The organism is Lactococcus sp. SK2-659 (assembly GCF_020218185.2).
Lineage (GTDB): Bacteria > Bacillota > Bacilli > Lactobacillales > Streptococcaceae > Lactococcus > Lactococcus lactis.
Window position 1 is genome coordinate 250,060 of record NZ_JAIWQZ020000002.1, and the last position, 26,424, is coordinate 276,483.

A 26,424-nucleotide genomic window follows, 5' to 3' on the forward strand; every position below is an offset into this window, starting at 1 on the left:
CAGCAATTTTTAAAATTTTATCAGAGATAAATTTTTCTGTCAGTAATTTTGCTTTCTATTTTTACTGACAAAAAGTTCTGTCAGTAAAAAAATGACTGGTAAATGGTTTAAAATCACTGACAGACTGTTAAAATGCCGATTTTTTGTTATAATTAACAAGAATAAACTCTAAAAAATGGAGATTGAAAATATGAGTCAAATTACAGAGGAACAAGTCAAGCACGTGGCGCTTTTGTCAAAGCTTGAATTCTCGGAAAATGAAGTAAAATCATTTACCGATACTTTTGGAAAAATCATTGATATGGTTGAAATGTTAGATGAAGTTGATGGTGAAGGTGTCCCATTTACTATGAATGTGGCAGATAATCTCAACTTCATGCGTGAAGATGTGGCAGAAAAAGGACTTGACCGTGAAAAACTCATGGCAGCCGTTCCTGAAAAAGAAGACGGCTTTATCAAAGTTCCAGCAATGCTTTCTGATGGAGGAGATGCTTAATGTCATACAATAACAAATCAATCAAAGAGCTTCATGAGCTACTTGTAAATAAAGAAATATCTGCTCTTGAACTGACAAAAGCAACGCTTTCTGATATTTCTGCACGTGAACCACAAATTGATGCTTTTTTGAAAATTACAGAAGAAAAAGCTTTGCAAGATGCCGCCGCAATTGATGCTCGTGGAATTAATCCAGACGTTGTGACTGACGGAATCTCAATTGCTGTCAAAGATAATATTGTTACAGAAGGAATTGAAACAACAGCTGCCTCAAAAATTCTTGGAGGTTGGATTCCACCTTATAATGCAACGGTTGCGAATAAATTGAGCGAATCTGGGTTAATTACAATTGGTAAACTCAATATGGATGAGTTTGCGATGGGTGGTTCTGGTGAAAATTCTTCAGTTAAGCCAACCAAAAACGCTTGGGATCAAACAAAAGTACCTGGCGGTTCTTCATCTGGTTCTGCGGCTTCAGTTGCTTCTGGTCAAGTTCGTTTATCATTGGGTTCAGATACGGGTGGCTCAATTCGCCAACCTGCCGCATTCAATGGAATTGTTGGTTTGAAACCAACTTATGGTCGTGTGAGTCGTTTTGGTTTGATTGCTTTTGCTTCATCATTAGACCAAATCGGCCCATTGGCGCCAACAGTCGAAGAAAATGCTCAACTTTTGAATGTTATTTCTGGCTTTGATAAAAATGATAGCACATCATCAAATGTTGCAGTTCCTGACTTTACAAGTAAAATTGGCCAAGATATTAAGGGAATGAAAATTGCTTTGCCTAAAGAATATTTTGGTGAAGGAATTGATGAAAAAGTAAAAGAACAAATTTTGGCAGCAGCTAAACATTTGGAAAAATTGGGTGCCATCGTTGAAGAAGTTAGTCTTCCTCATAGTAAATATGGTGTTGCAGTTTATTATATTATTGCCTCTTCTGAAGCCAGCTCAAATCTTCAACGTTTTGATGGTATTCGTTACGGTTATCGTGCACAAGACATCAAAAATCTTGAAGATTTGTATGTGAAATCACGTTCTGAAGGATTTGGTCCAGAAGTTCAACGTCGAATTATGTTAGGAACTTTTAGTCTTTCAGCAGGTTCTTATGATAAACATTTCAAAAAAGCAGGTCAAGTTCGTACTTTAATCATCAATGATTTTGCAAAAGTTTTTGAAAAATATGATTTAATCTTAGGCCCAACAACTCCGACACCAGCTTGGGACTTGGGAGCACGTGTTGATGATCCACTTTCAATGTATTTGGCGGATTTATTGACAATTCCAGTCAATCTAGCTGGCCTTCCAGGAATTTCAATTCCTGCTGGTTTTGCCGATGGACTACCTGTGGGAATGCAATTGATTGGTAAACGTTATGATGAGGAAACGATTTATCAAGTAGCGGCTGCTTTTGAAGCAACTACTGATTTCCACAAAAAACAACCGATTATTTTTGGAAAGGTGCAATAATGAACTTTGAAACAGTAATTGGGCTTGAAGTCCACGTTGAGTTAAGTACAAACTCAAAAATTTTCAGTCCCGCCTCAACAAAATTTGGTGGAGACCCTAATACAAATACAAATGTGATTGACTGGTCACTTCCTGGTGTTTTACCAGTAATGAATAAAGGGGTAATTGATAGCGGAATTAAAGCGGCTCTTGCTTTGAATATGGATATTCACAAATCAATGCATTTTGACCGCAAAAATTATTTCTATCCTGATAATCCCAAAGCTTACCAAATTTCACAATTTGATGAGCCAATTGGTTACAATGGTTCCATTGAAATTGAACTTGAAGATGGTCATAAAGCGACGATTCGCATTGAGCGCGCTCATTTAGAAGAAGATGCTGGGAAAAATACGCACGGAACGGATGGTTATTCTTATGTCGATTTGAATCGTCAAGGAGTACCACTGATTGAGATTGTCTCAGAAGCTGACATGCGCACTCCTGAGGAAGCTTATGCTTATCTGACAGCACTTAAAGAAGCCATTCTTTACACAGGAATTTCTGATGTGAAGATGGAAGAAGGTTCAATGCGTTGTGACGCCAATGTTTCGCTCCGTCCTTATGGTCAAGAAGCTTTTGGTGTGAAGACAGAAGTTAAAAACATGAACTCATTTAGCAATGTCAAAAAAGCATTGGACTTTGAAGTCGACAGGCAAGCTAAGATTTTGCGTGCTGGTGGCGAAATTCGTCAAGAAACGCGTCGTTTTAATGACAAAACGGGTGAAACAATTTTGATGCGTGTTAAAGAAGGCGCTTCTGATTACCGTTACTTCCCAGAGCCGGATGTCCCTCGTTTTGAAATTTCTGACGAATGGATTGAGCAAATGCGTGAGAGCCTTCCAATGACGGCTAAAGCAAGACGTGCACATTATATTAATGATTTAGCTTTGTCTGATTATGATGCTCGTCAATTGACCGCAACTAAAGAAGTTTCTGATTTCTTTGATCAAGCGATTAAATTTGATACTGACCCTAAATTGGTGTCAAACTGGTTGCAAGGTGAAGTGGCTCAATATTTGAATAGTGAGAAAAAAGAACTTCATGAGATTGGCTTGACTCCAGAAAATCTGACAGAAATGATTCGTTTGATTTCAGATGGAACAATTTCTTCAAAAATTGCTAAAAAAGTCTTTATTGAATTAGCAAAAAATGGTGGTTCTGCCGAAGAATTTGTCAAGAAAGCTGGTTTGGTTCAAATTTCTGACCCTGCTGTGCTTTTGCCAATCATTCATGATGTATTTGCTAAGAATGAACAATCTGTAGCAGATTATCGTGGTGGGAAGCAAAATGCGGCGAAAGCTTTGGTTGGTCAATTGATGAAAGCAACTAAAGGACAAGCTAACCCAACGGTTGCACAAAAGCTTTTGTATCAAGAATTGGATAATTTCTAAGGATCAGCTGTATGAAACAGCTATCCTACATTTCGTTCGGTCATAAGTTAGTGGAAGACAGAAATATGAAAACTTTATTTTGTTTTGCTAGTTATAATAATAAAAAATATCCTTCCTAATTTGGAACGGATATTTTTTATTATGCTTGATAAGTATGATAAAATGTTGGCAGAATGAGTTTGTCAGCAAATATATAAAACTCAGCTTTTAAAGGAGAATTATGCTTGAAATTAAAGATGCAACTTATTGGGCGGAGCAATTAAAATCAGGAAATCTTTCTGCCAAAGCGTTATTAGAAATGACAAATGACAAGATTCAAAAGCTCAATCCGCGTTACAATGCGATTGTTGCTTATGATTTAGAAAAGGCAAAAGCTGATTTAGCTTTAACGAGTCAAGGTTTTTTTGCTGGTCTTCCTTTTGCTTTGAAAATGTTGGGACAAACTCATAAAGGATTGCCTGATACGGCTAGTTCTCAGCTCTTTTCAGAGAATGTGGCATCAGAGGATGACAACTATGTTAAAGGACTCTTAGAAGCTGGTTTCACGCCATTTGGACAAACGAATTCTCCAGAGTTTGGCTTTAAAAACATTTCTGATTCAAAACTCTACGGAGATACACGAAATGTCTGGAATGAAGCTTATTATTCGGGAGGGTCTTCTGGCGGAGCAGCGTCTGCCGTGGCTTCTGGGATGTTTGCAATTGCTGGAGCTTCAGATGGCGGTGGGTCGATTCGGATTCCAGCCTCATTTTCGGGCTTGATTGGACTTAAAATGACGAGAGGGCGGATGCCACAAGGGCCTGATTCTTACCGAGGATGGCAAGGAGCATCGATTTCTGGAGCTCTTACTGTGTCTGTGCGAGATACAGCTCGTTTTGTGCTTGAAATGCAGACCCTACAAGAAGCAGCACCTTATCAGGCAAAATTGTTGGACGAAAAAGAACTTATAGCGCTCACTAAAAGTACTGACCAAGCTGTCAGTAATAATTTATCAAGAAAATTGAAAATTGCTTATTCACTCCAAAGCCCGATTTCTGGAATTGAATTATCAAAAGATGCCATAAATGCAAGCCTAAAAGCAGTAGAGTTTTTAGAGCGTCAAGGTCATGAATTGACAGAAGTTGATTTTCCTGTAGATGCTCGTCCTTTGATTCAGTCTTATTATCGCATGAATGCCGCTGAAACAGTGGCCATGTTAGAACCTTGGGAACGGGCTGCCGGACGAAAATTGACGAGCCAAGATGTTGAACTTTTGACTTATGCGCTTTTAGAAGCCGGAAGAAAAGCTCCAGTGTCTTCTTATATCAATGCTTTAGCTCAGTGGGATCTTGCGGCTAGAGATTTTACTGACAAAATTTATAAAGATTATGATTTATTTTTGACGGCAACAACTGCTAAAACAGCCCCCAAAATTGGTCAGGAATTAATGACAGCGGAAGTATTAAAAGAAATGTCAGAAATTAGCCAATATGAATTTGAACAACAAATAGAGATTATTGAAGCCGCATTTGAGCGTTCATTAGCATTTACACCTTATAACTTCATCAGTAATTTAACGGGTCAGCCTGCGCTTTCTCTGCCCGTTTATGTTAATGAAGAAACGAATCTGCCACTTGGAATTCAACTTTGGGGACCAAAAAATTCTGAAATTGAATTATTGAAAGTTGCTAAAGAATTTGAAGAAGCGGGTCAATTTATTTTACCCAAAGCTTATCAATGAGTTTGATGATATTTTACTGACAGAAATTTTAAATCAAATCTATCAGTAAATTTAAAAGAAAAACCGCCCTAAGTGGCGGTTTTACGCTAAATCCTGATTTTGTCTAAAACGTTTAATCATGCGGATGGTTGTTGGAATTAAGATAGAGGTTGAACCCAGCCAAGCGGCAGGATTACTTGAGATAATTACCGTATAATTGAGTAAAAGAACACCAATGATAGCGACTCCTGCCCGCATGAAAAGCTCTGCAAAGCCACACAATGTTGGAATCTTGGCATTACCTAAGCCTTGAATTGTTGAGCGGGTAACGAATAAAATAGCTAACAACCAGTAGAAGCTTCCGTTCACAAGATAATAGTGACTCGACATCTCAATAACGGCTGTTTGGCTACTTGAAATGAAAGCAGTGGTGAAATAGAAGTGAGCAAGGTTTAAGATAATGGCAAAGATAATTGACCAACCGACAGCAATTGTAAGAGCCCGTGTTAAGCCTTGATTAATTCGTTTGTACTGTTTAGCTCCATAATTTTGTGCTCCAAAGGTTGCCATGGCAAGGCCGATTGAAATCATCGGGAGCATCGCAAATTGGTCAATTTTAGAAACGATGGCTTGGGTAGCGACAGCATTTGTTCCCATTTTATTCAAAGCGACTTGGAGCGTGATAGAGCCGATGGCAATAATACTTGATTGAAAGCCCATTGGAATACCAAGTCTAGCATGGTGGACAATTTCGGCACGATCTAGCCGCCATAAATTTTTTGAAATTTGAAATTCGGGAACTTTTCGTTTGATGTGCCAAAAAAGAAATAATACCGAAATCATTTGGGCTAAAATTGTGGCTCCACTTGCTCCAGCAATTCCTAATTTTAAGACTAAAATAGCAAAATATTCAAAGGCAATATTTAAAATTGAGGCAGCAATCAAAGCATATAATGGCGTTTTAGAATCGCCCAAAGCCCTTAGAGCATTAGACAGATAAGCGTAGAGATTAGTGGCAATCATTCCGCCTAACATAATGCTTAGAAAGGTCTTGGCACCTTCAAAAATTTGGCTTGGGGTCTGCATGACTTGAAGCAAAGGTCCCACAAAAATAAGGGACAATATGCTGAGCAAAATAGAAATCGCAATTGTAAAGTAGAGGCCCGTGACATAGGATTTTTTTATGGCTAACTCATCTTTTGCCCCGAAACGTTGGGCCGTTAAAATTGTCAAACCAGCGGTCATTCCTTGAGCAAAACCGACAATTAAAAAGTTAATGGAGCCTGTTGCTCCAACAGAAGCCAAAGCATCTTTTCCCAAGGTTTGACCGACAATCAGAGTATCTGCCGTGTTATAGAGGACCTGAAAAAAGTTACCCATAAGTAAGGGCAAAGTAAATGCAATAAGTCCTGTTAAAATATTTCCTTTAGTTAAATCTTTCATTTTTTTCCTAAACACACTAAGTTGATTTCTTTATTTTAGCCCATTTTAATCGTTTTTACAATAGTATTTTTGAGAAAATATGAATTATTTGTAAAGGCTTACGAAAAATAGTCTGTCAGTAAAATTGACAATAAAAAAATCACTGACAAAACTGTCAGTGATCTTTATTTAAAGCTGTAATTATTTTTGGATGTTAACAGCTTGAGGTCCACGAGGGCCATCTTCAACGTCAAAAGTAACTTTTTGACCTTCGTCAAGTGTTTTGAATCCATCAGTTTGGATAGCTGAGAAGTGAGCGAAAACGTCGTTTCCTTCTTCAGTAGTGATAAAGCCGAAGCCTTTAGTTGCGTTAAACCATTTAACAGTTCCTTGTGCCATTTTTGGTACTTCCTTATTTATAAATTTGTAAATCTAATTTCTTGAATAGGAATGAACCCAAAAGCACAGAACTAATCGTAAAACAAAAACTTACACTTTCATGTTATCATAGTTAATATGGAAAGTAAAGCAGAAAATCGTAAAAAAATATTACAAATGTTAAAAAAATTTTCAGACTACGAGAAAAGGCGTCAGAATAAGGATGTTTTAAAGCAGTTAACCGCTTCCTCAAAATGGAAATCTGCAAAAAAAATAGCGCTTTATATGTCAATGCCAATTGAATTTAATTTGACAGAACTTTTCGACCAATCTGACGACAAAGAAATTTTGATTCCTAAATGCTTACCTGAGCGTCAAATGATTTTTGCCAAGTATGATAAAGAAAATCTTGTTCGCTCAAAATTTGGCTTGCTTGAGCCAAAATCTGAAATTGCAGTTGAGCCTGATTTTATCCTTGTTCCAGGCTTAATTTGGAATGATGAGGGTTATCGAATCGGTTTTGGTGGTGGTTATTATGACCGGTATTTGGCTAATTTTGAGGGAACAACGGCCTCTGTGCTTTATGATTTTCAAAAAATGAATTTTGAGGCGGAAAGCCATGACATCGCAGTACAAGAACTTTTTATAGGGAGAAAAAATAATGAATTTTAATGAAATTAAACGAGATTTTACACGTTACAAGGCAACTTATATCTTATCAATTATCACACTCTTAGTTTGGTTATGGCAATTTTTTACTTACGGAATATCGGCAACTTCAGCAATCAACTTGTTCAATAGTGGAGCCATACTTGGTCAAGTTATGCTGTTTGACCCAAGCCAAATGTGGCGTTTGTTTACGGCACTTTTTATCCATATTGGTTGGGCACACGTTTTATTAAATGTGGCGACGCTCTTTTTCATCGGTCGGCAAATTGAAAATGTTTTTGGTTGGCTACGTTTTACTCTGATTTATCTTTTGTCAGGAATTTTTGGTAATGCTATGGTTTTTCTTTTGACACCTAGAGTGGTTTCGGCAGGGGCATCCACTTCTATATTTGGCCTCTTTGCGGCAGTTGTTGGTTTAGCATTTTTTACAAAACATCCATTTTTACAACAAATCGGTCGAATGTTTACTGTATTGATTGTTGCTAACTTGGTTATGAATCTCTTTTCTTTAGGAAATGTAAGCATTTGGGCACATATTGGCGGGGCAATTGGTGGACTGCTTTTGTCAGCAATTTTTGCTCCTAAGGCTTTCATTCCATCTATTCCCAAACAATACCGTATTTTTGCAACAGGCGCCTTTGTTATTCTCTTGGTTCTCTTTATCGGTTTACCATTTTTCAAGTAAAAATATGTTTTGCTTTTGAAAACATGAAAGTGCTTGCAAAGAATCTTTAATCTTGTTAGAATAAACTTAGTTAAAAAACTTGCTGAGGGAGAAAAAAAGATGAGAATTGATAAAATAGTTGATGCCCCGAGAGAATTTATCTTTGAAAAAATAATTGATTCGTGTCTATTTGACATTGAAAAAAATACAGGGAAACGTCCGAAAGTTAGAAGCTTAAATGGTTATGAATATAGTAAGAGCTTTGGGAAAAACCAAAGAGGAAGTATTAAAATTACAGAACTGACAGAACCAAGCATTTACGCTTTTACGACTAAAACAAATCGCAATACTTTTAGTACTCGCTGGGAATTGCATAAAATTGATGACCGAAGCACTCAGGTGGTCATTGAAGAGAACCAAACATCAAATGGTTTTATTCAAATGATTAACGACAAAGCCGTTGGTTTTTTCTTGGGACGTTTTAAAAAGCGTCAAATGGTTGCTGTTTTGGATAATGTCAATCGAGCTTACAATGGTGGTAGAGCAAGATAAGTAAAGTATCAGATAATGAAAATTTTAAAACTTTCAGATTTACAAAGAAATAAGTTGTTTTCATGCGCTTTATTTTCAGTGATAAGCTAGGCGGAAAGATTATAATACTAAACTGAATTTTCAGTTTTACTGTTTGACTTTACTGACAGAATCAGCCTTGAATGATGATTTTGAATTGGAAAGAATTAAAAAGTACTGATTGCTCTTAAGAACAAGATACTGAAAGCTGTCAGTAATTTTGGGCTAAATATTTGGTCTCAAAGAAATTAAAATTTGGATTTGAAACAGCCGATTTTGGCTGTTTTTTTACTGGAAGATTAGAAAAATCAAAAAAGTAAACGTTAACAAAAATGTTTTCTTATTCCTACAGATTTGTGTTAAAATGAACTTATGAATGCGAATACAAAAAATAATAAAGAATTTTTAGATTTGGCAACTTATGCCTTTCATAAGCCTAAAACAAAGGAACGGGCAAAAGCTTTTGACAAATTACTTGGATTTTCAACTCCTTATGGACACTACGAAAATCAAAAACTCACGTCAATGGTGATTGACTCACACTTTAATGTTTATTGGAAAAATCAAGAAGTCAAAACTTCTGGAATTGGTTATGTTGCCAGTTATCCTGAGTTTCGAGGCAATGGAGCCATTCGACAATTAATGACCAAAAGTTTGCGAGATAATTATGAAAAAGGAGTGATTTTTTCATATTTAGCACCATTTTCATATGCTTTTTATGAAAAATTTGGTTATCATTATGCTTTTAATCAAAAACATTATCGACTAGCAGCTCAAGATTTTCCTAAAGGTAAGAGAAGTGCGGGCGAAATTAGTCGAGAAAAGTTTGAGTTTGATGATGAAAATGCTAGTGAATTTTCTGTCAGTAAAAATACAGCCCTTTTTAAAGTACTGACAGAAGTTCATCAAAAGGCTGATAATCAAGGTTCACTTGTTCGCTCTCCAGAACTTTGGTCTTACTTTTTCAGTTTTAAATCACAACCTCACTGTGCGATTTATCGCGAAAATGGTAGGGCTTTGGGCTATCTTCTCTATGAATTTTCAGAAATGACATTTGTTATCAAAGAACTGATAATTTTGACTGACGAGGCAAAACAAGCACTTTATCGTTTTATTTCAAGCCATGCCGGTTCATTTTCGGAAATTAGTTGGCAAGCACCCTCAGATATTCTCCTTGAAGAAGAACTGACAGAGCCACAGCGAGCAGAAATTAAACTTGTTCCTTATATGCAGGCACGAATTGTTAACTTACAGGAATTTTTAAAAGTACACGGTCAGCCCGATTTTTCAGTTGAAATTACTGACGAAATTATTCCTGAAAACAATATCAGTCTTGGAGAAGGAAAAAGAGAAAAAATGACCATTGGCCAATTTACGGCAAAAATTTTAAAAGGGAATCAGGCGATTCTTCGTGAATATTTTTAAAAAAGTTACTGACAGCTTTGTCAGTAACTTTTTTGATAAAAATTAAAGAAATTAAAAAATTAGAATATTGTGGGAGGAGTAGTTTATTTGTTACACTGACATTACTCACGGGAATTGGTATAGGTCAATTTACCTTATTTTAAGGATTTTAACTAAAGAAAGCGTTAAACCTATCTAAAAATAAGAATTTATCGTTAATGTTTCAATTTAAGAAACATGTTTTTTTTTGAGATGATATCGCTTGCAAAAATGAAATGAAAGCCTTATCATAGACTTAAGGTTTATTTCAGAAATAAAAAAAGGAAATAAACAAATAAGAAAAAGGAGAAAAAAATGGGAAAATTAGGGATATCTATCTATCCAGAACGATCAAACTTTGAGGCGGATAAAGCTTATCTTGATTTAGCGCATCAATATGGATTTAAGCGTGTCTTCACTTCTTTACTCGAAATTGATGGAGATAAAGAAGGGGTTCTTGCAGCTTTCAAAAAAGTTGTTGATTACGCCAATCAGTTAGGAATGGAAGTCATGGTGGATATCAATCCAGGTCTCTTTACACAACTTAACATTAGTTATGATGACCTCAGCTTTTTCCATGAAATGGGTGCAGATGGAGTTCGACTTGACATAGGATTCACAGGAGCCGAAGAAGCCAGAATGACCCGAAATCCTTACGGAATCAAAATTGAAATCAACATGAGTCAGGGAACAACCTATGTTGATTCAATAATGGATTACTCACCTGATACTGAAAAACTGTTGGGAAGTCACAATTTCTACCCACATCGTTATACAGGATTGGAATTTAACCATTATCTTAAATGTACAGAAAAATTCAAGGGCTATAATTTAAACACCATGGCCTTTGTCAATTCGCAAGCAGCAACATTTGGTCCTTGGCCAACTCAAGATGGCCTTTGTACTCTTGAAGACCATAGAAGCCTTGAAATTGCGACACAAGTTAAACATTACAAACTCCTTGGTGGAATTGATGATGTCACTATTGCCAATGCTTATGCGAGCGAAGAAGAACTTAAAGCGATGAGCCAAGCATTTAATGCAAGCATGCCTGAGATTAAAGTCGTTCCACGTGAAACAATCAGTGAAAATGAACGCAAATGTCTTTTTGAAGCGACACATAGCTACCGTGGTGATAAATCAGCTTACATGCTCCGTTCAACAATGACAAGAATCACTTATAAAGACCTTGAATTCCCCGCTCACGATACTGATAAAATTCAACGTGACGATGTCATTATTGACAACGAAGGCTATGGTCAATATAAAGGTGAAACTCAAATCGCCTTACGTGAAATGGAAAATGATGGTCGAGTCAATGTGGTTGGACGTATCGCAGATGATGAATTATTCCTACTCGATTTCCTAAAACCATGGAGCTCATTTAAACTTATCGAGAGCAAAAAATAATCGATAATCTATGCCTGTCAGTACTGACAGAACCTTAATTATGTTCAAAAAGTTTTTTTGAAAGTTATTTATTATTATATTATAAAGGAGGAATTCCATGAACGGAATTACTGCGTGGATGGAGAAATATCTCGTCCCTGTTGCGGCAAAGATTGGGTCTCAAAAACACCTAGTTGCGCTGCGTGACTCATTTATCGGAATGTTGCCAGCAACACTTGCTGGTGCCTTAGCTGCCATGATTTCAGCTATCGTGACAACATTCCCGTCAGCTATCCAACAAATGATGTTGGGAGCAACAGCATTCTCAAAATTAGCACCAGAGAAGGTCTGGACACTTGCAAATACACCTATCATTGGTGATTTGAATAATATTTCAGCCCTTGTTAACCAAGGAACGCTGACAGTTATTGGTCTTATCTTTGCCTTTTCTTGGGGTTACAATTTGGCCCGTGCTTACGGAGTCAATGACCTCGCTGGTGGTATCGTATCAGTTGCAACCTTATTTGCAGGTTTGCCAAACCAAATGGGTAAATTTACAGCAGCCCTTGGTACAGGTAAAGCTGGCGTAGCAGCAACTGACAAGCTTAATGGCGTTCTTGGTGATCAAGGACTTGCCGCTTGGAAACCACTCTTTGCCTCAGCTCACCTCGATGCTGGAGCTTACTTCACAGTTATTATTATGGGTGCCCTTGCAGTTATTATTTATGCAAAACTCATGCTTGCTGACATCACAATTAAGATGCCAGAATCAGTTCCACCTGCAGTAGCAAAAGCTTTCTTAGCAATCATTCCTACAATTGCAGCACTTTATATCGTTGGTCTAATCTACTACATCATTGGTAAATTGACAAATGACTCTGTCATTAACCTGATTACTCACTATATCGCAGAGCCATTCCAAATTCTGTCACAAAATATCTTCTCAGTACTGATTGTTACACTCTTTGTTTCAGTATTCTGGTTCTTCGGACTTCACGGACCAAACGTTTTGGCACCAGTACTCGATGGTATCTGGGGACCTCTTGGACTTAATAACCAAGCCCTCTACTTCCAAGTTCACTCACAAGGTATCCGTGACTTGATTGCTAAAGGTGCAGTTGATAAAGCACATGCCATTAATGGTGACTACGTTAACCTTTGGGTACGTGGTTCATGGGACGCCTTTGCATGGTTTGGTGGTTCAGGTGGTACAATTACACTTGTTATTGCAATCATCCTCTTCTCTAAACGTAAAGACTACAAGATTGTTGGACGTCTCGGACTTGCACCTGGTATCTTCAACATCAACGAACCAGTCCTCTTCGGTCTGCCAGTTGTCTTGAATGCAATCTTCTTTATTCCATTTGCAGTCGCTCCATTGATTTCTGTAATCATTGCCTATACTGCAACAGCCCTTCACTTGGTTGACCCAGTTGTCAATGCTGTGCCATGGGTAACACCACCAATTATGAATGCCTTCATGGCAACCGGTTTTGACTGGCGGGCAATTGTCCTTACAATTATCAACTTGATCATTACCTTTGTTATCTGGGTACCATTCGTTATCGCAGCTAACAAGTTGGAAGAAACTGAACTCGACTAAATTTGAAATTAATGGTAGAGCAAGTAAGAAAACTTGCTCTACACATTTTTTGTTAAATCTGGTAAGATTTATAATATAAACCTTATCAGATGTGATAAAAAACACTCATAGAGGAGGAAATACTATGATACTCGTAAATTCTGCAATGATGCAAAAAGAAATTATTCAACTTTTAGAAGAAAATGGCTTTAAACATACAAAAAAACAAGGATTAAAACTTTTCTTTGAAACACCAACAGATGACGCAACGACTGACGCAGCAATGGCTAAACAGTTAATTAAAGGAAGCTCATTTGGAGCAGCTGTCTTCTTTAATGTGAGTGTTGTATGAGTACCTGGGGCATCGCTTTTATCAGTTTAGGTCTATTGCTTGTGGCTTATCATAACTGGCTTGGTTTAGCAATCGTTTTAATTGGCTTGGCAATGATTCTTATTGCACGCAGCCAAAAAAAGAAAGCCAACAAAATAGAAGCAGAAAATCAACAAGCACATAAAGATATAAAAATAAAATCAAGAAAATAAAGTTGTCTTTTAAGACAACTTTTTTAGGATAATCACGTAAAAATAAAAAAACAAATTCCAAAAGATAAAACAAAATAAAACGGTTACAAATGTTATAATATAGACTATAAACAAGTAATGGGGGAATAAAATGGAGCACAAAAAATTAAAAGAATTTCCAAATGATTTTCTATGGGGTTCAGCTTCGGCAGCCTATCAAGTTGAGGGAGCACCTTTTGAAGATGGCAAAAAAGCCAGTGTCTGGGATAATTTTGTCCGTATTCCAGGCAAGACTTTTAAAGGAACGAATGGGGATGTCGCTGTTGATCATTATCATCGCTATAAAGAAGATGTGGCTTTAATGAAAGAGTTGGGCCTTAAATCCTACCGTTTTTCAATTGCTTGGACGCGGATTTTACCTGACGGACGTGGCGAGGTCAATCAAGCAGGCTTGAAATTCTATGAAGATTTGATTGATGAGTTGATTGCTAATGAGATTGAACCAATTGTCACGATTTATCATTGGGACTTGCCCCAAGCCTTAGAAGATTTATATGGTGGTTGGGAATCACGAGAAATTATCGCAGATTTTGTTAACTATGCTGAAGTTTTGTTTAATGCTTTCAAAGGTAAAGTAAAATATTGGGTATCGCTTAATGAACAAAATATTTTTACAAGTCAAGGTTGGTCACTCGCGACTCACCCACCTGGAAAAAGAGATATGAAGCTTTTTTATCAGGTCAATCATATTGCTAATCTGGCAAATGCTGCGGTAATCAATAAATTTCATGAACTTGAAATGGATGGACAAATTGGCCCTTCGTTTGCCTATACGCCACAATATGCTAAGGATTCTGACCCACTCAATGTTTTAGCGGCTGAAAATGCAGAAGAGCTTTATAGTCACTTTTGGATGGATGTTTATCTTTACGGAGAATACCCAATTGCGGCGATGGCTTATTTACGTGAAAATGGGCTAGCACCTGAATTTGAAGCAGGGGATGCTGAACTTTTGAAATCAGCTAAACCTGATTTTCTAGGTATTAATTATTACCAGACAGCTACTAACGCATGGAATCCAGTTGACGGAGGAGTTGGAGTCGGATCCTTTAATACAAGTGGTAAAAAAGGAACAACCAAAGAATCAGGAATTCCAGGCCTCCATAAAAAAATTCAAAATCCTTTTATTGACCGAACAAATTGGGATTGGGAAATTGACCCTGAAGGCCTGAGAATTGCACTTCGTCGTATCACTTCTCGTTATCGTATTCCAGTGATGATTACAGAAAATGGCTTGGGCGAATATGATAAAGTTGAAGATGGAAAAATTCATGATGATTATCGAATCAAATATCTAGAAAGTCATGTTAAAGCAATCAAAGAAGCGATGACGGATGGAGCAAAAGTCATTGGTTATCACACTTGGTCTTATACTGACCTCCTTTCTTGGTTAAATGGCTACCAAAAACGTTATGGCTTTGTCTATGTTGACCAAGATGAAACAATGGAAGGTTCATTGAAACGGATACCGAAGGATTCTTATTACTGGTATCAACATCTCATCGAAACAAATGCTGAAGAAGTCTAAATGAAAAGCGCTCTCTGAGTGCTTTTTTTATGATATAATAGAAAAAAACAAATGAGGTAAGAGATGAAAATTCGTGGATTTGAAGTGGTAACTAAATATAAAAATGCTGGAATTAATATACCAAAACGTTCAACTGAACATTCAGCAGGTTATGACATTGAAGCAGCTGAAACCGTTAGTTTTGCGCCAGGGGAAATTAAATTAATTCCAACAGGTTTGAAGGCCTATATGCAAGCAGGTGAAGTGCTTTACATGTATGACCGTTCATCAAATCCTCGTAAAAAAGGCTTGGTTTTAATCAATTCAGTAGGTGTTATTGACAAGGATTACTATAATAATCCTGATAATGAAGGGCATATGTTCATGCAGATGCGTAATTTCACTGATGAAGAAGTCCTAGTTGAAAAAGGGGAGCGCGTGGTTCAGGGTGTCTTCATGCCTTTCTTGGTCGCTGATGGCGATGAAAATCAAGAAAAAGAAGAACGGACTGGTGGTTTTGGGTCAACAGGAGCCTAATCCAAATTAAAGTAATTCAAGAAGCGCAATAGCGCTTTTTATTTTTGCGAACGGAAGCTTTTAAAGCCTATTCATATTACCTGTGTTATAAATCTTATGTTTGTCCCAAGCAAACTGCTAGGGCATCTGTAGATGCTTTATTGCTCTGAGGAAGATACTATAGCAATCTTAAGTTTCACTTGCTTATAAATTAGGCGAAAGCTAGTAAGACGAAATATTGTTTAGCCTTAGTAGCTATGCTATAATAGTATTATGAATAAACTGCGTATCCTCCATTTGAATGATTTACACTCTCACTTGGAACGTTTCCCTGTGATTGAGCGTTTTTTTGCGGAAAAATCACATGAAGAAGTTGAAAGTTTGTCTTTCGACTTGGGTGACAATGTGGATCGGGTTCATCCTTTGACGGAGGCAACAGAGGGACAATTTAATGTTGAATTGATGAATCGTTTAGATTTGACGGCGGCGACAATAGGTAATAATGAGGGATTAGGACTGACACATGAGATGCTTTCTCATCTCTATGATGAAGCTAATTTTCCTGTTCTCTTGTCAAATTTGGCGACAAATTTTGCACAATCTGAGCCTTTGATAGTCACGACTTCATTTGGCTTACGAATTGGATTAATTGGTTTGACAGCCCCTTATGTTCTTGCTTATCCACAGGCGGGCTGGGAATTGTCAGACCCTTTTGTGGTTTTAGATGAACTTTTACCAAAACTGGATTGTGATTTTACCATTTTACTTTCTCATTTGGGTAAGAATGTTGATGAGCAAATTGCGAAGGACTATGATGAGATTGACTTGATTATTGGAGCTCATACACATCATTTATTTGAACATGGTGCTCAAGTTAATCAAACCCTTCTTGCAGCTGCTGGACGCTATGGCGAATATGTGGGGCAAATTGATTTAACTTTTAATGAAAATAATCAATTAGTTGATGCACAAATTGAAGCGACAGCAACCAATACGCTTCCTCAAAGAAAATCGGATTTGGTAGAAACCAATGGTTGGGAACTGAGAGGGCATAAACTCTTAGAGGGAACAGTCGTTGCTGATTTACCTAAAGCTCTACCTAATGTTTTACCGGATTTCAAAGCAAGTCATTATTTGGCAAAAATCTTTGCGGATTATGGAAATACAAAACTTTGTCTCATGAATTCCGGCTTGTTGGTGACGGATGAATTACCAAATCATTTAACTTTAGATGATTTACATGAATTTTTACCTCATTCGATTCGTTTAGTTCGTTTCACATTTACAGGTGAAGAACTTAGACAAGTTTTGCTTGAAATTATGGATGTTTCGGATTTCCTTGCCACCCAAAAAATTCAAGGAATGGGTTTTCGTGGAAAAACATTTGGTTCTCTTATATTTCATGGAATTGAGCCACACGAAGGTAATTTTTACATAAAAAATTCGGAAAATCAGTCACTTGAAAAAATTTCTGATGAAGAGAGTTATCAAATTGTTTTACCTGACCAATATTTGTTTGCTTGGTATTTTCCTTTATTGAAAAAATTGGGAAAATCAGAAATTTTATTCCCTTATTTCTTACGAGAAATTGTAGCAGAACATTTTAAAAATAAATAGAAATAGAAAAATTAATGGCTAAAGTAATAGAAGAAAGTAAGTTAAATTATAATAAATATCCTGGCGAACATGTTATGGCAGTAGGGGAAGTTGTTCAAGTTGGACAACGAACTTTTCATATTGTTCATAATTATCGTGAGGCTTTTGATGCGGAAAAATTAGAACAACGTTTTTCTGATGTTTTAGATAAGTATGATTATATTGTGGGAGATTGGGGCTTTGAGCAACTGCGTTTGAAGGGTTTTTTCTCAACCAGTCGTAGAAAAATGTTGGCAGACAATAAAATTGATCATCTTGAAGATTATGTCAATGAATATTGTAATTACGGTTGTGCTTATTTTGTTTTACGGCGGATTCGGACAAAAGATGAAGCTTTTGTTTCTGAGAAACTTTTTACCGAAAAAGAGTTGAAGCAAGGATTTGATAAGCCACGTCGTAAGAGAAATCGGAATCGAAATCGGGCGCGTGATGAGCAAAAAGTTAATGCTAAAGAAGACAAACGTTCAGAAAATTCATTAGAAGCTCGAAAAGATTTTAAAATTCGTGAAAAATCTACTGACAGAAAACCAAAAGTTACTGACAAAAATAAAAAAGTTTCTGTCAGTAAAAAATCTCAAGAGAGAAAAACAGACAATAAAAAACAAAATCCAGCTAAAGATTCTGATAAAAAATTTACAATGAAAAAACGGAATCCTCGTAAAAAAGTTGAGCAAACAGAGACTAAAAAGCAAGAGAATCAAGGCTTTGTCATTCGTAATCGTAAAAAGGATTGAGGATTTTGTAAAAGTTATTTGACGGTCAGCCAACTTGTCAAAGACTAAAAATTATCGTAGAATTAACATTTATGGACTTCTAAGTGATTTAGTTTTTCATAAATAAATGATAATAATTTAAATTGATTTTATGAGTGTATTCAAGGGATATGAAAAATTGCACGATTAAAATTTGAGATACTTAAGGAAAATAATGACAGAGAATATAATAACAGAAACGCGTCCTTCAATTTATGGATTGACACGTGACCAATTAATTGAATGGGCAATTGAAAATGGAGAAAAGAAATTCCGAGCAACTCAGGTTTGGGATTGGCTTTACCGTAAACGTGTTCAATCTTTTGAAGAAATGAGCAATTTATCAGCTGCTTTTATTGATAAACTTAATGAGCATTTTATTTTGAATCCATTAGAACAAGTTGTTGTTCAAGAATCTGCTGACGGAACAGTGAAATATCTATTTATGCTTCCTGACAAGATGATGATTGAAACAGTTTTGATGCGTCAATCTTATGGTTTGTCTGTTTGTGTTACAACTCAAGTAGGTTGTAATATGGGTTGTACTTTCTGTGCTTCTGGGATTTTGAAAAAAGAACGTGATGTGACTGCTGGGGAAATTGTCAGCCAAATCATGCTCGTTCAAAAATACTTTGATGAACGTGGTTTAGATGAACGTGTTTCACACGTGGTAGTTATGGGAATTGGTGAACCTTTTGATAATTACGAACATCTAATGAACTTCTTGCGTGTTATTAATGATGATAATGGACTGGCAATTGGGGCCCGTCACATCACAGTTTCGACTTGTGGATTTATGCCAGCAAAAATTAAAGAATTTGCGCATGAAAATCTACAAATTAATTTAGCAATTTCACTTCATGCTCCAAATAATGAGTTGCGGACTTCATTGATGCGTATTACTCGTAATGCACCACTTGAAAAACTTTTTGATGCGATTGACTATTATACAGAAACAACCAATCGACGTGTGACTTACGAATATATTATGCTCTCTGGTGAAAATGACAGTCCAGAAATTGCTCAACAGTTGGCTGACTTGATAAAACCTAGAAATAAATTGTCTTATGTTAACTTGATTCCATACAATCCAGTTGCAGAACATATTAAATATGAACGTTCAACAAAAGATAATACGGCAAAATTTTATGATGTTTTGAAGAAAAATGGCATTAACTGTGTCGTTCGTCAAGAACATGGAACAGATATTGATGCAGCTTGTGGACAATTACGTTCAAAACAAATTAAGAAAAATAAGGCCAAATTAGCCTAATAGAAAAACTGCTGACCAGGCAGTTTTTTTATTTCCACTTTTGTCAGTAAAATATTTCGGAAATAACCTATATTTAATAAAAAAAACAAATATAATGAATAAATATGCTATGCAAAAGTGACAAAAATTTGCTAAAATATAAACAAAGAAAAAACGGGTGTCTGCTCTACTAGACTTAGAAATTGATGCAAACAATTTCAGAGAAACTATTCAGCTACATCTCATAAGAGGAATAGAGGAGTATCATGGATTACGTAAAGCTCAATAAATCACGACACAAAGTAAAAAACTTTGACGGTAAAAAAATTCCCACAGTGGATGTTAAACAAATTATTTCTGCAGCAAGTTTAGCTCCTTCTGCCCACAATATTCAAAGTTGGCATTTTGTCATTGTAGAATCAGAAGAAAAACGGGAAGCATTACTTTCTGAAGTTGATCCTGGCAATCACGAACAAATCAAACAAGCTGGTGCAGTCATCGTCCTCTTTAGCGATACAGATTTAGTTGAACGTTCTCGTGATATTGCTAGATTAGGAGCCGGAGAGTTGGACGATGAACAACTTCTGCGTTTCAATAGTCGTTATCCACAAATGTATGAAGGATTTGAAGAACTTCATGAAAGTAATTATCTTTCTATCAATATTGGTTTGGTTACAATGAATCTTGTTTTGGCTATTAAAAATTACGGTTATGAAAGCAACATCATCATGGGCTTTAATCGAACTCAAAAAGTGAATGAACTTTTAGAAGTTGAAAAACGTTATCGCCCAGAACTAATTATTCCGCTTGGAAATTCAGAAGATAAAGGAAAACCAAGTTACCGCCTACCTCAAAGTCAAATTATGGAAATTCGATAAAAAAAGGAGTTCATCTGAACTTCTTTTTACTTATGAAAAAAAGCCATTATGTTCGCAACATTGGGTCTATTTTGCTAAAATGGAGTAAGATATTTGGTAAGTCATTATCAAAAGAAATGAATGAATTATCGAGAGGAAAGAGAAAAAACATTGCTCACATTTTGGCAGGATTATCCCGAAATTCAGAATAAATTAAAGGATGTTCAAGCGCTCATGATTGAGCGTTTAAAAATTAATAATCAAGAGATAGAAGCAGCACTAGAGAAATTTGCATCACGTGGCGGGAAAATGGTTCGTCCTGCGCTTTTTTTGCTGTTCGCTGGGATTGTCCCTAATGGCTCTAAAGATGAAGAGAAGCTCATTAAAATCGCTGCATCATTAGAGATGCTTCATTCAGCAACATTGATTCATGATGATATTATCGACGACTCCCCTTTAAGACGTGGTTTACCGTCAATAGAGTCACAATTTGGCAAAGATGTAGCTGTTTATGCTGGAGATTTTGTTTATACTGTTTATTTTGAATTATTGATTGAAACCATGAATGGGACAAGTTTTGTCGCTAAAAATGCTCAATCAATGAAAAAAATTCTTCAGGGCGAATTGACTCAAATGCAATCTGCTTTTGACAAAAATAATACAGCGAGACGCTATATGAAAGCAATTAGCGGAAAAACAGCTGAATTACTGAGTCTTAGCTGTTTAGAAGGTGTTTATTTTGCTGGTGGGGATAAAAAATTACAACATTCTGCCCGTAAAATTGGTCGAGCAATTGGTCTTGCTTTTCAAGTTTATGATGACATTTTAAATTTTACAGTAGGACTTGATGAAGCTGATAAACCTATTTTGACAGATTTCCGTCAAGGGATTTATACATTACCTTTACTCTTGGCTCGTGAAGTAAATGATGAAGCGATTGCTCCTTATTTAGAAGCGCCAGAAAATTTGTCAAGACAAGAATGTTTAGATTTAGCAGAATTAGTGACAGAATCAGGTGGGATAGCAGGAGCGCTCCTTGTTGCTGGAAGATTAACAGAACTGGCTTTGAATGAAATTCGGAAATTACCAGAGTCGCCAAATCGGCAGATTTTAGAAGAAGCAACACAAATTTTATTGGAAAGAAATTATTGAAAACCTGTCACTGACAGGCTTTTTCATAGAAATTTTACTGACAGCTATTAGGAAATTTTACTGTCAGTAAATTTTTTATCTCAAAATTTCTGTCAGTAACTTTTGAGATAAAGCTTTCAAAGCTAGTATTTCTCTAGTTTGATTTTAAAAGATTTGATTTAAAATGTGATAAAATAAGAAATAGTTTTTATAGACGAATTGATAAATAAAAAGAGGAAATAATGAATTTTAAAATATTTGCTGAACTAATTGAATTGAAAGCTAAAACTGCTTCAATTTTTCCATTTTTACTAGGGCTTGCTTACTCGCTTTATCATTATCAGTCAGTCAATTTGTCAGCACTTGCCATTTATTTTGTGGCAATGTTTATGTTCAACTGTTTTGTTGATATTTGGGACAACTATAATGATTATCATAAAGCAGTAGATACAGATGATTATCAAAAAAATACAAATATTATCGGACGCGAGAACTTATCAATGGGACTCATCAAAAGTTTATTGGCCTTTTTCTTTTTTGGTAGTCTGATTTTAGGAATTATTGTCGCTTTAATGACTGGTTGGGCAGTCTTTTGGTTGGGACTACTCTGCTATGCTGTTGGAGTTTTCTATGCTGGAGGGCCAAAACCACTCTCATCACTTCCACTTGGGGAACTTTTATCAGGTTTGACAATGGGTTATGTCATTTTTCTGATTTGCCTTTATATCAATAGTTCTCAGAATTTTGTTTGGTCATTTGCGAATCTGGCAACAACTTTCTTGATTGCTTTACCTAATACATTATTGATTGCAAATCTGATGTTAGCCAATAACACCTGCGATTTAGAAGAAGATGAAGCCAATCACCGCTACACAATCGTGCATTATATTGGAAAAAAGGCAGCACTTATTTGGTGGACTACAGCTTTAATTTTGGCTTTTGTTGCCATTGTTGTTGCAGTAATTTTAGGATTACTTTCTCCAATTATGCTTTTAATTCTGTTAATTGCACCATTGATGATAAAATTTGCTCGACCATATTTGCAAAAACAAGTAAAAATAGAAACATTTATTTCATCGGTTAAAATCTTAATGGTTTTTCAACTTGTACAAGTCCTACTATTCTTTGTTAGTTTAATTAAATTTTAAAAAAGAAAAACTCCAAATAAATTAATTTGGAGTTTTATTATTGATTGTTTTAGATTGATTTGTTTTTTCAGTTAGTGGTCTTGCACCATTAACCAGAGCGATTAAAGCAAAGACTGGACCACCGATATAAGGAAGTAATAACCAGCAAAGATTTCCTAAGTGGAAATTAAAGAAAACAATTAAAAAGACATATAAGGCGATTCCTAGAAGGAATAAAAGATAAATAGGCAATGCTTTATTTGCAATTTCTGCTCGACTGCCAGCACTAGTAGATATTTTTGAAAAAAGGAGCATCGTTGGTAAAATCAAAATGCCATAAATCATTGAAACTAGGGCAAAAATTCTACGGAAAGTTGAACTTTGAGCAAGAGTAGGTAACTTACGGGCCGTAAGCTGTGGACTCCGTTCTTGAATAGCGGCAATGAATTTATCTCTTTGAGTCCAACCCGTGTAAAATAATGCGAAAGCGAGTGTACCAAAAATAAACCATTCGTAGAGAATTGTCAGAGGGTTGGTTTGTTGTGAAGATAAACTACCCGAACTGGCCATGATTGCCATGAAATCATTCATGGCATGTACCACAATCGCAAAAATCAAATTGCTTGTTTTCATGTAAACCACAGCTGCGAAAAGTCCAAAAGCCATAACTCCAAGAACTTGGATGATAGTATTTCCTAAAGGCTGATTACGAATATTGACCAAATGCATGAGTCCAAATAGTATACTTGAAATAAATAAAGGAACAATAATCTTATCTTTAGAATTTTTAACTAAAATACCAAAAATCAAACCTCTAAAAGAGAGTTCTTCAGCAAAACCAATTAATAAAGTGGCTCCAATGGCTAGAAAAATATACGAAGCGGGGGCATGTTTTCCTATTGCAAGAATTAAACCTGCCAAAAACATGACTAAAGGAAGAATGAGCATTCCTAATGCTTTTTTCCAGTTATATCCTTTAAATAGCAATTTTTGATGCCAGAAAAAATGATTGAGTAGCAGTAAGATGATGATAATTGGAATTTCTTGAATAATAATAGAGGTTAGTGAAGCAAAATGTCCGAGGCTGCGTAACCAATTGATAAGACCAAGAGCCTTGAGAATAGGATTGAGTGCCAGTAGGTAGGCAAGCCAGACCAAGAAAACACTAAAGACGCTGATGTATTTTTTCATAGAAGACCTTTCTTGAGTTCAAAAATAGTTGTCAGTGAGCCTTTGTGAAAAAACTTTGACAGATTTTGCATAATGTTTCAGTTATATTTTGATTATAGTTTTAAATTTTCTACTTGTCAATTATAAACAAAGGGTAAGTGGCAGTCAGATCAAGATTATTAAGTAAAAAGTACTGACAAAATTATCGGCATTCTAAAACATTCAAAATAAGCTTAAAAAAATACTGACAGACTTGCTATGGTAGTAAATTTAACCATAATAAGTCTGTCAGTAACTTTTTTTAATTACAACAATCATGTTTAACATCTGTTTTTTTAGTTGAATGAGATTCAGCTGAAAGGGGTAGAGCCGCCGCTCCCTTGACCGGACAAGTGTTAACATTGCAATCTTCGCAAGCCCCTTTGCTACGAACAGTTTTAAAAATGGCAAATCCAGTAATAATGAGGATGACAGCCAAAATGACAATACTAGCTAAGTTCATAAGTAAGACCTTTCCCTTTTCTGAAAATGAAATATAAACCAACCGACAATACAATTAATGCTAATAAACTAAAAACATCAAAGTTTTGTGAGCTAAACAAACTACCCAATTGATAAATAATGAAACTCATGCTATAAGCAACTAAAGTTTGAAAACCAACCGCTCGTAAAGTCCAACGAACATCGCCCATTTCCTTATAAATTGTTGAGATTGCAGCAACACATGGCGCGCAAAGCAGATTGAAAACAAGGAGAGAATAAGCGGAAAGAGGAGTATAGGTGGCTTGAACAGCAGACCAGAGTTGGTGACTGTCAGAAGAATTATGAGCAAAAAGGACACCCATTGTTCCGACAATTGTTTCTTTGGCAATTAGTCCAGTAATTGTAGCGACTGTTGCACGCCACTCGCCAAAACCAAGAGGAGCAAAGATAACAGCAACAACTTTACCAACATCAGCAAGAATGGATTGACTCGCATCAACATGTGCCAAGGTCCAATTATAATTTGAAGTGAACCAAATCAAAACATTCATAGCAAAAATGATCGTACCAGCCCGCTTGACGAAAGAAAACGCACGGTCGAAAGCATATTTTAAAACAGTCATCGCATAAGGCAAATGATAGGCAGGAAGTTCCATGATGAAAGCCGAAGTATCACCAGAAAACATCCTTGTTTTTTTCAAAATAATACCGGAGAGAATAATCATGGACATTCCCAAAAAGTAAGCACTAGGAGCAACCCAAGAAGCGTGAGGGAAAAAAGCGCCAGAAACTAATGCGATAATAGGAAGTTTGGCAGAACAAGGCATAAAAGTTGTGACCATAATTGTAATTTTTCGGTCACGTTCTTGCTCAATCGTTCTCGTCGCCATAATTCCAGGTACGCCACAGCCAGAAGCAATAAGCATGGGGATAAAAGACTTACCAGAAAGGCCAAATCGTCTAAAAATTCGGTCCATGACAAAGGCTACCCGAGCCATATATCCAGAATCTTCCAGAATTCCTAAAAGTAAAAAGAGCACAAAAATCTGGGGAACAAAACCTAAGATTGCCCCAATTCCGGCAACGACACCATTTAAAACTAAATCTTGAACCCAAGGAGTAACCGCTAAAGCATTCATTCCATTGGCAATTAAATCAGGAAGCCATTGACCAAAGAAGACATCATTGAGCCAATCGGTCGCTGCCGTTCCGACAGTTTGAATAGAAATAAAATAGACCAACCACATGATAAAAACAAAAATAGGAAGTCCCAACCACTTATGGGTAATAATCTGGTCGATTCGATCTGTCAGATTAATTTTACCAGTTTCAGTCTGAGTAACACAAAGCTGAACAATATGACCAATTAAATCATAACGTTCATTAACGATAATTGATTCACGGTCATCTGCCATTAATTTTTCGGTGATAGAAACAATTTCCTCAATTTCAGCTAGTTGTTTTGCTGATAAGCCAGCTTGAGAATTGTCAGTAGGAACTTGCTGACTTAGCGCTTTATCTGTTTCTCCAGCTAATAAAAGTTTGTCGCCTTCGAAAACTTTTATTTGTTCAAAACGATTGGTAAAACCAGTTACTTTACCAATTTCCGAGAGCGCCCCTTCAAGTCGATGGTCATAATCTAAAGGCTGACTTTCATGACTTTTAAGTGCTACTTTAACAACCTCATCTAAACCTTTATTTTTAATGGCCGAGGTTGTAACAACAGGAATTCCAAGGCTATAAGAAAGTTTTTCAATGTCGATTTTTTTTCCTTGACCAGCCAAAAGGTCGCTCATATTAAGCGCTAAAACCATAGGAATTCCAAGTTCCATCAGCTGTAAAGTCAAATAAAGTGAACGCTCTAAATTCGTTGAATCCACAATATTAATGAGGGCATCCGGTGGTGTTTTTGTCAAAAAATCTCTGGCAACTTGCTCATCAAGTGAATAAGGAGAAAGAGAGTAAAGACCAGGCAAATCTTGGATACAAATACTTTTATCTTTTCGATAAAATCCAGATTTCTTTTCAACAGTGACCCCTGGCCAATTACCAACTTGCTGATTTGAACCGGTTAGTTGATTAAAAATACTCGTTTTTCCACTATTGGGGTTTCCGAGTAGTGCAATTATTTTCATATTATTAAAATTTCTTCTTAAATTTCGTTAGACTTTGTTAAGTGT

25 protein-coding genes are annotated in these 26,424 nt (G+C 36.2%); 20 read left to right on the forward strand and 5 right to left on the reverse strand.

What is annotated here, in order from left to right:
- The first annotated feature begins 190 nt into the window (after positions 1–190).
- The 4 genes from gatC to LDP15_RS08395 all read left to right on the forward strand — a co-directional run bounded on the left by gatC (position 191) and on the right by LDP15_RS08395 (position 5,115).
- A complete protein-coding gene (gatC, locus tag LDP15_RS08380) occupies positions 191–496 on the forward strand; it encodes an Asp-tRNA(Asn)/Glu-tRNA(Gln) amidotransferase subunit GatC (RefSeq protein WP_010905163.1) in 306 nt (101 codons plus the stop codon).
- Positions 496–1,962, forward strand: a complete 1,467-nt coding sequence (gene gatA, locus LDP15_RS08385) for an Asp-tRNA(Asn)/Glu-tRNA(Gln) amidotransferase subunit GatA (RefSeq protein ID WP_017864006.1) — start codon at positions 496–498, stop codon at positions 1,960–1,962. Before gatC ends, gatA begins: the two co-directional genes overlap by 1 nt.
- A complete protein-coding gene (gene gatB / locus LDP15_RS08390) occupies positions 1,962–3,395 on the forward strand; it encodes an Asp-tRNA(Asn)/Glu-tRNA(Gln) amidotransferase subunit GatB (RefSeq protein WP_003129725.1) in 1,434 nt (477 codons plus the stop codon). The genes gatA and gatB overlap by 1 nt, the downstream gene beginning before the upstream one ends.
- Before the next feature lie 220 nt (positions 3,396–3,615).
- Entirely contained in the window at positions 3,616–5,115 is a 1,500-nt protein-coding gene (locus tag LDP15_RS08395; protein WP_225513362.1) for an amidase family protein, read from the forward strand.
- An 81-nt stretch (positions 5,116–5,196) separates the two neighbouring features.
- On the opposite strand, the gene LDP15_RS08400 is transcribed toward LDP15_RS08395, so the two are convergent.
- Together LDP15_RS08400 and LDP15_RS08405 are read right to left on the reverse strand one after the other, a co-directional pair.
- Positions 5,197–6,537, reverse strand: a complete 1,341-nt coding sequence (locus LDP15_RS08400; RefSeq protein ID WP_010905168.1) for an MATE family efflux transporter — start codon at positions 6,535–6,537, stop codon at positions 5,197–5,199.
- Positions 6,538–6,717: 180 nt separating this feature from the next.
- On the reverse strand, positions 6,718–6,915 hold the full coding sequence (locus tag LDP15_RS08405; protein WP_003129735.1) for a cold-shock protein: 198 nt from the start codon (positions 6,913–6,915) through the stop codon (positions 6,718–6,720).
- Positions 6,916–7,032: 117 nt separating this feature from the next.
- Between LDP15_RS08405 and LDP15_RS08410 the strand changes: the two genes are divergently transcribed.
- The 16 genes from LDP15_RS08410 (at position 7,033) to LDP15_RS08485 (ending at position 22,612) form a co-directional block, all read left to right on the forward strand.
- Positions 7,033–7,566 carry a 5-formyltetrahydrofolate cyclo-ligase gene (locus LDP15_RS08410; RefSeq protein WP_195935951.1) on the forward strand — a complete coding sequence of 178 codons (534 nt, stop codon included), beginning with the start codon at positions 7,033–7,035 and terminating at the stop codon, positions 7,564–7,566.
- Positions 7,556–8,248, forward strand: coding sequence for a rhomboid family intramembrane serine protease (locus tag LDP15_RS08415; protein WP_003129738.1), 693 nt, complete (start codon positions 7,556–7,558; stop codon positions 8,246–8,248). The genes LDP15_RS08410 and LDP15_RS08415 overlap by 11 nt, the downstream gene beginning before the upstream one ends.
- A 99-nt stretch (positions 8,249–8,347) precedes the next feature.
- Positions 8,348–8,779, forward strand: a complete 432-nt coding sequence (locus LDP15_RS08420) for a DUF3284 domain-containing protein (RefSeq protein ID WP_012897013.1) — start codon at positions 8,348–8,350, stop codon at positions 8,777–8,779.
- Between the two features lie 390 nt (positions 8,780–9,169).
- Positions 9,170–10,222: an enhanced intracellular survival protein Eis gene (eis, locus tag LDP15_RS08425; protein ID WP_225513363.1), complete on the forward strand. Its 1,053-nt coding sequence runs from the start codon at positions 9,170–9,172 to the stop codon at positions 10,220–10,222.
- A 333-nt stretch (positions 10,223–10,555) separates the two neighbouring features.
- The gene (locus tag LDP15_RS08430) at positions 10,556–11,650 is read left to right on the forward strand and encodes a DUF871 domain-containing protein (protein ID WP_225513364.1); all 1,095 of its coding nucleotides are present in this window, start codon (positions 10,556–10,558) and stop codon (positions 11,648–11,650) included.
- Positions 11,651–11,747: 97 nt separating this feature from the next.
- Positions 11,748–13,232 (forward strand): PTS sugar transporter subunit IIC, encoded by a 1,485-nt coding sequence (locus LDP15_RS08435; protein WP_012897016.1) that lies wholly within the window; start codon positions 11,748–11,750, stop codon positions 13,230–13,232.
- Positions 13,233–13,356: 124 nt separating this feature from the next.
- A complete protein-coding gene (locus tag LDP15_RS08440) occupies positions 13,357–13,563 on the forward strand; it encodes a hypothetical protein (RefSeq protein ID WP_010905174.1) in 207 nt (68 codons plus the stop codon).
- On the forward strand, positions 13,560–13,754 hold the full coding sequence (locus LDP15_RS08445; RefSeq protein WP_012897017.1) for a hypothetical protein: 195 nt from the start codon (positions 13,560–13,562) through the stop codon (positions 13,752–13,754). Before LDP15_RS08440 ends, LDP15_RS08445 begins: the two co-directional genes overlap by 4 nt.
- A 130-nt stretch (positions 13,755–13,884) precedes the next feature.
- A complete protein-coding gene (locus LDP15_RS08450; protein WP_225513365.1) occupies positions 13,885–15,321 on the forward strand; it encodes a glycoside hydrolase family 1 protein in 1,437 nt (478 codons plus the stop codon).
- Positions 15,322–15,384: 63 nt separating this feature from the next.
- Positions 15,385–15,837, forward strand: a complete 453-nt coding sequence (locus LDP15_RS08455) for a dUTP diphosphatase (protein WP_015081909.1) — start codon at positions 15,385–15,387, stop codon at positions 15,835–15,837.
- Positions 15,838–16,089: 252 nt separating this feature from the next.
- Complete coding sequence (locus tag LDP15_RS08460; protein ID WP_225513366.1) at positions 16,090–17,433, forward strand: bifunctional UDP-sugar hydrolase/5'-nucleotidase; 1,344 nt, start codon at positions 16,090–16,092, stop codon at positions 17,431–17,433.
- A gap of 14 nt (positions 17,434–17,447) precedes the next feature.
- Positions 17,448–18,206: a YutD family protein gene (locus LDP15_RS08465; RefSeq protein WP_058219070.1), complete on the forward strand. Its 759-nt coding sequence runs from the start codon at positions 17,448–17,450 to the stop codon at positions 18,204–18,206.
- A 193-nt stretch (positions 18,207–18,399) separates the two neighbouring features.
- Positions 18,400–19,497: a 23S rRNA (adenine(2503)-C(2))-methyltransferase RlmN gene (gene rlmN, locus LDP15_RS08470; protein WP_058205540.1), complete on the forward strand. Its 1,098-nt coding sequence runs from the start codon at positions 18,400–18,402 to the stop codon at positions 19,495–19,497.
- Positions 19,498–19,742: 245 nt separating this feature from the next.
- A complete protein-coding gene (locus LDP15_RS08475) occupies positions 19,743–20,354 on the forward strand; it encodes a nitroreductase family protein (RefSeq protein WP_003129755.1) in 612 nt (203 codons plus the stop codon).
- A 150-nt stretch (positions 20,355–20,504) separates the two neighbouring features.
- On the forward strand, positions 20,505–21,485 hold the full coding sequence (locus LDP15_RS08480) for a polyprenyl synthetase family protein (RefSeq protein WP_012897024.1): 981 nt from the start codon (positions 20,505–20,507) through the stop codon (positions 21,483–21,485).
- Positions 21,486–21,706: 221 nt separating this feature from the next.
- Complete coding sequence (locus LDP15_RS08485; protein WP_058219071.1) at positions 21,707–22,612, forward strand: prenyltransferase; 906 nt, start codon at positions 21,707–21,709, stop codon at positions 22,610–22,612.
- Positions 22,613–22,633: 21 nt separating this feature from the next.
- Here LDP15_RS08485 and LDP15_RS08490 read toward each other — a convergent pair whose 3' ends face one another.
- The 3 genes from LDP15_RS08490 to feoB all read right to left on the reverse strand — a co-directional run bounded on the left by LDP15_RS08490 (position 22,634) and on the right by feoB (position 26,379).
- Positions 22,634–23,782: a CPBP family intramembrane glutamic endopeptidase gene (locus LDP15_RS08490; protein ID WP_225513367.1), complete on the reverse strand. Its 1,149-nt coding sequence runs from the start codon at positions 23,780–23,782 to the stop codon at positions 22,634–22,636.
- Positions 23,783–24,062: 280 nt separating this feature from the next.
- Entirely contained in the window at positions 24,063–24,263 is a 201-nt protein-coding gene (locus tag LDP15_RS08495) for a hypothetical protein (protein WP_058219073.1), read from the reverse strand.
- Positions 24,250–26,379 carry a ferrous iron transport protein B gene (feoB, locus tag LDP15_RS08500; RefSeq protein ID WP_058224879.1) on the reverse strand — a complete coding sequence of 710 codons (2,130 nt, stop codon included), beginning with the start codon at positions 26,377–26,379 and terminating at the stop codon, positions 24,250–24,252. Before feoB ends, LDP15_RS08495 begins: the two co-directional genes overlap by 14 nt.
- Positions 26,380–26,424: the final 45 nt, after the last annotated feature.

Excerpts from the sequence above, each read along its gene's own strand:
- gatC (WP_010905163.1), top strand. The coding sequence starts at position 191 with ATGAGTCAAATTACAGAGGAACAAGTCAAGCACGTGGCGCTTTTGTCA.
- gatA (WP_017864006.1), top strand. The coding sequence starts at position 496 with ATGTCATACAATAACAAATCAATCAAAGAGCTTCATGAGCTACTTGTA.
- gatB (WP_003129725.1), top strand. The coding sequence starts at position 1,962 with ATGAACTTTGAAACAGTAATTGGGCTTGAAGTCCACGTTGAGTTAAGT.
- LDP15_RS08395 (WP_225513362.1), top strand. The coding sequence starts at position 3,616 with ATGCTTGAAATTAAAGATGCAACTTATTGGGCGGAGCAATTAAAATCA.
- LDP15_RS08400 (WP_010905168.1), bottom strand. The coding sequence starts at position 6,537 with ATGAAAGATTTAACTAAAGGAAATATTTTAACAGGACTTATTGCATTT.
- LDP15_RS08405 (WP_003129735.1), bottom strand. The coding sequence starts at position 6,915 with ATGGCACAAGGAACTGTTAAATGGTTTAACGCAACTAAAGGCTTCGGC.
- LDP15_RS08410 (WP_195935951.1), top strand. The coding sequence starts at position 7,033 with ATGGAAAGTAAAGCAGAAAATCGTAAAAAAATATTACAAATGTTAAAA.
- LDP15_RS08415 (WP_003129738.1), top strand. The coding sequence starts at position 7,556 with ATGAATTTTAATGAAATTAAACGAGATTTTACACGTTACAAGGCAACT.
- LDP15_RS08420 (WP_012897013.1), top strand. The coding sequence starts at position 8,348 with ATGAGAATTGATAAAATAGTTGATGCCCCGAGAGAATTTATCTTTGAA.
- eis (WP_225513363.1), top strand. The coding sequence starts at position 9,170 with ATGAATGCGAATACAAAAAATAATAAAGAATTTTTAGATTTGGCAACT.
- LDP15_RS08430 (WP_225513364.1), top strand. The coding sequence starts at position 10,556 with ATGGGAAAATTAGGGATATCTATCTATCCAGAACGATCAAACTTTGAG.
- LDP15_RS08435 (WP_012897016.1), top strand. The coding sequence starts at position 11,748 with ATGAACGGAATTACTGCGTGGATGGAGAAATATCTCGTCCCTGTTGCG.
- LDP15_RS08440 (WP_010905174.1), top strand. The coding sequence starts at position 13,357 with ATGATACTCGTAAATTCTGCAATGATGCAAAAAGAAATTATTCAACTT.
- LDP15_RS08445 (WP_012897017.1), top strand. The coding sequence starts at position 13,560 with ATGAGTACCTGGGGCATCGCTTTTATCAGTTTAGGTCTATTGCTTGTG.
- LDP15_RS08450 (WP_225513365.1), top strand. The coding sequence starts at position 13,885 with ATGGAGCACAAAAAATTAAAAGAATTTCCAAATGATTTTCTATGGGGT.
- LDP15_RS08455 (WP_015081909.1), top strand. The coding sequence starts at position 15,385 with ATGAAAATTCGTGGATTTGAAGTGGTAACTAAATATAAAAATGCTGGA.
- LDP15_RS08460 (WP_225513366.1), top strand. The coding sequence starts at position 16,090 with ATGAATAAACTGCGTATCCTCCATTTGAATGATTTACACTCTCACTTG.
- LDP15_RS08465 (WP_058219070.1), top strand. The coding sequence starts at position 17,448 with ATGGCTAAAGTAATAGAAGAAAGTAAGTTAAATTATAATAAATATCCT.
- rlmN (WP_058205540.1), top strand. The coding sequence starts at position 18,400 with ATGACAGAGAATATAATAACAGAAACGCGTCCTTCAATTTATGGATTG.
- LDP15_RS08475 (WP_003129755.1), top strand. The coding sequence starts at position 19,743 with ATGGATTACGTAAAGCTCAATAAATCACGACACAAAGTAAAAAACTTT.
- LDP15_RS08485 (WP_058219071.1), top strand. The coding sequence starts at position 21,707 with ATGAATTTTAAAATATTTGCTGAACTAATTGAATTGAAAGCTAAAACT.
- LDP15_RS08490 (WP_225513367.1), bottom strand. The coding sequence starts at position 23,782 with ATGAAAAAATACATCAGCGTCTTTAGTGTTTTCTTGGTCTGGCTTGCC.
- LDP15_RS08495 (WP_058219073.1), bottom strand. The coding sequence starts at position 24,263 with ATGAACTTAGCTAGTATTGTCATTTTGGCTGTCATCCTCATTATTACT.
- feoB (WP_058224879.1), bottom strand. The coding sequence starts at position 26,379 with ATGAAAATAATTGCACTACTCGGAAACCCCAATAGTGGAAAAACGAGT.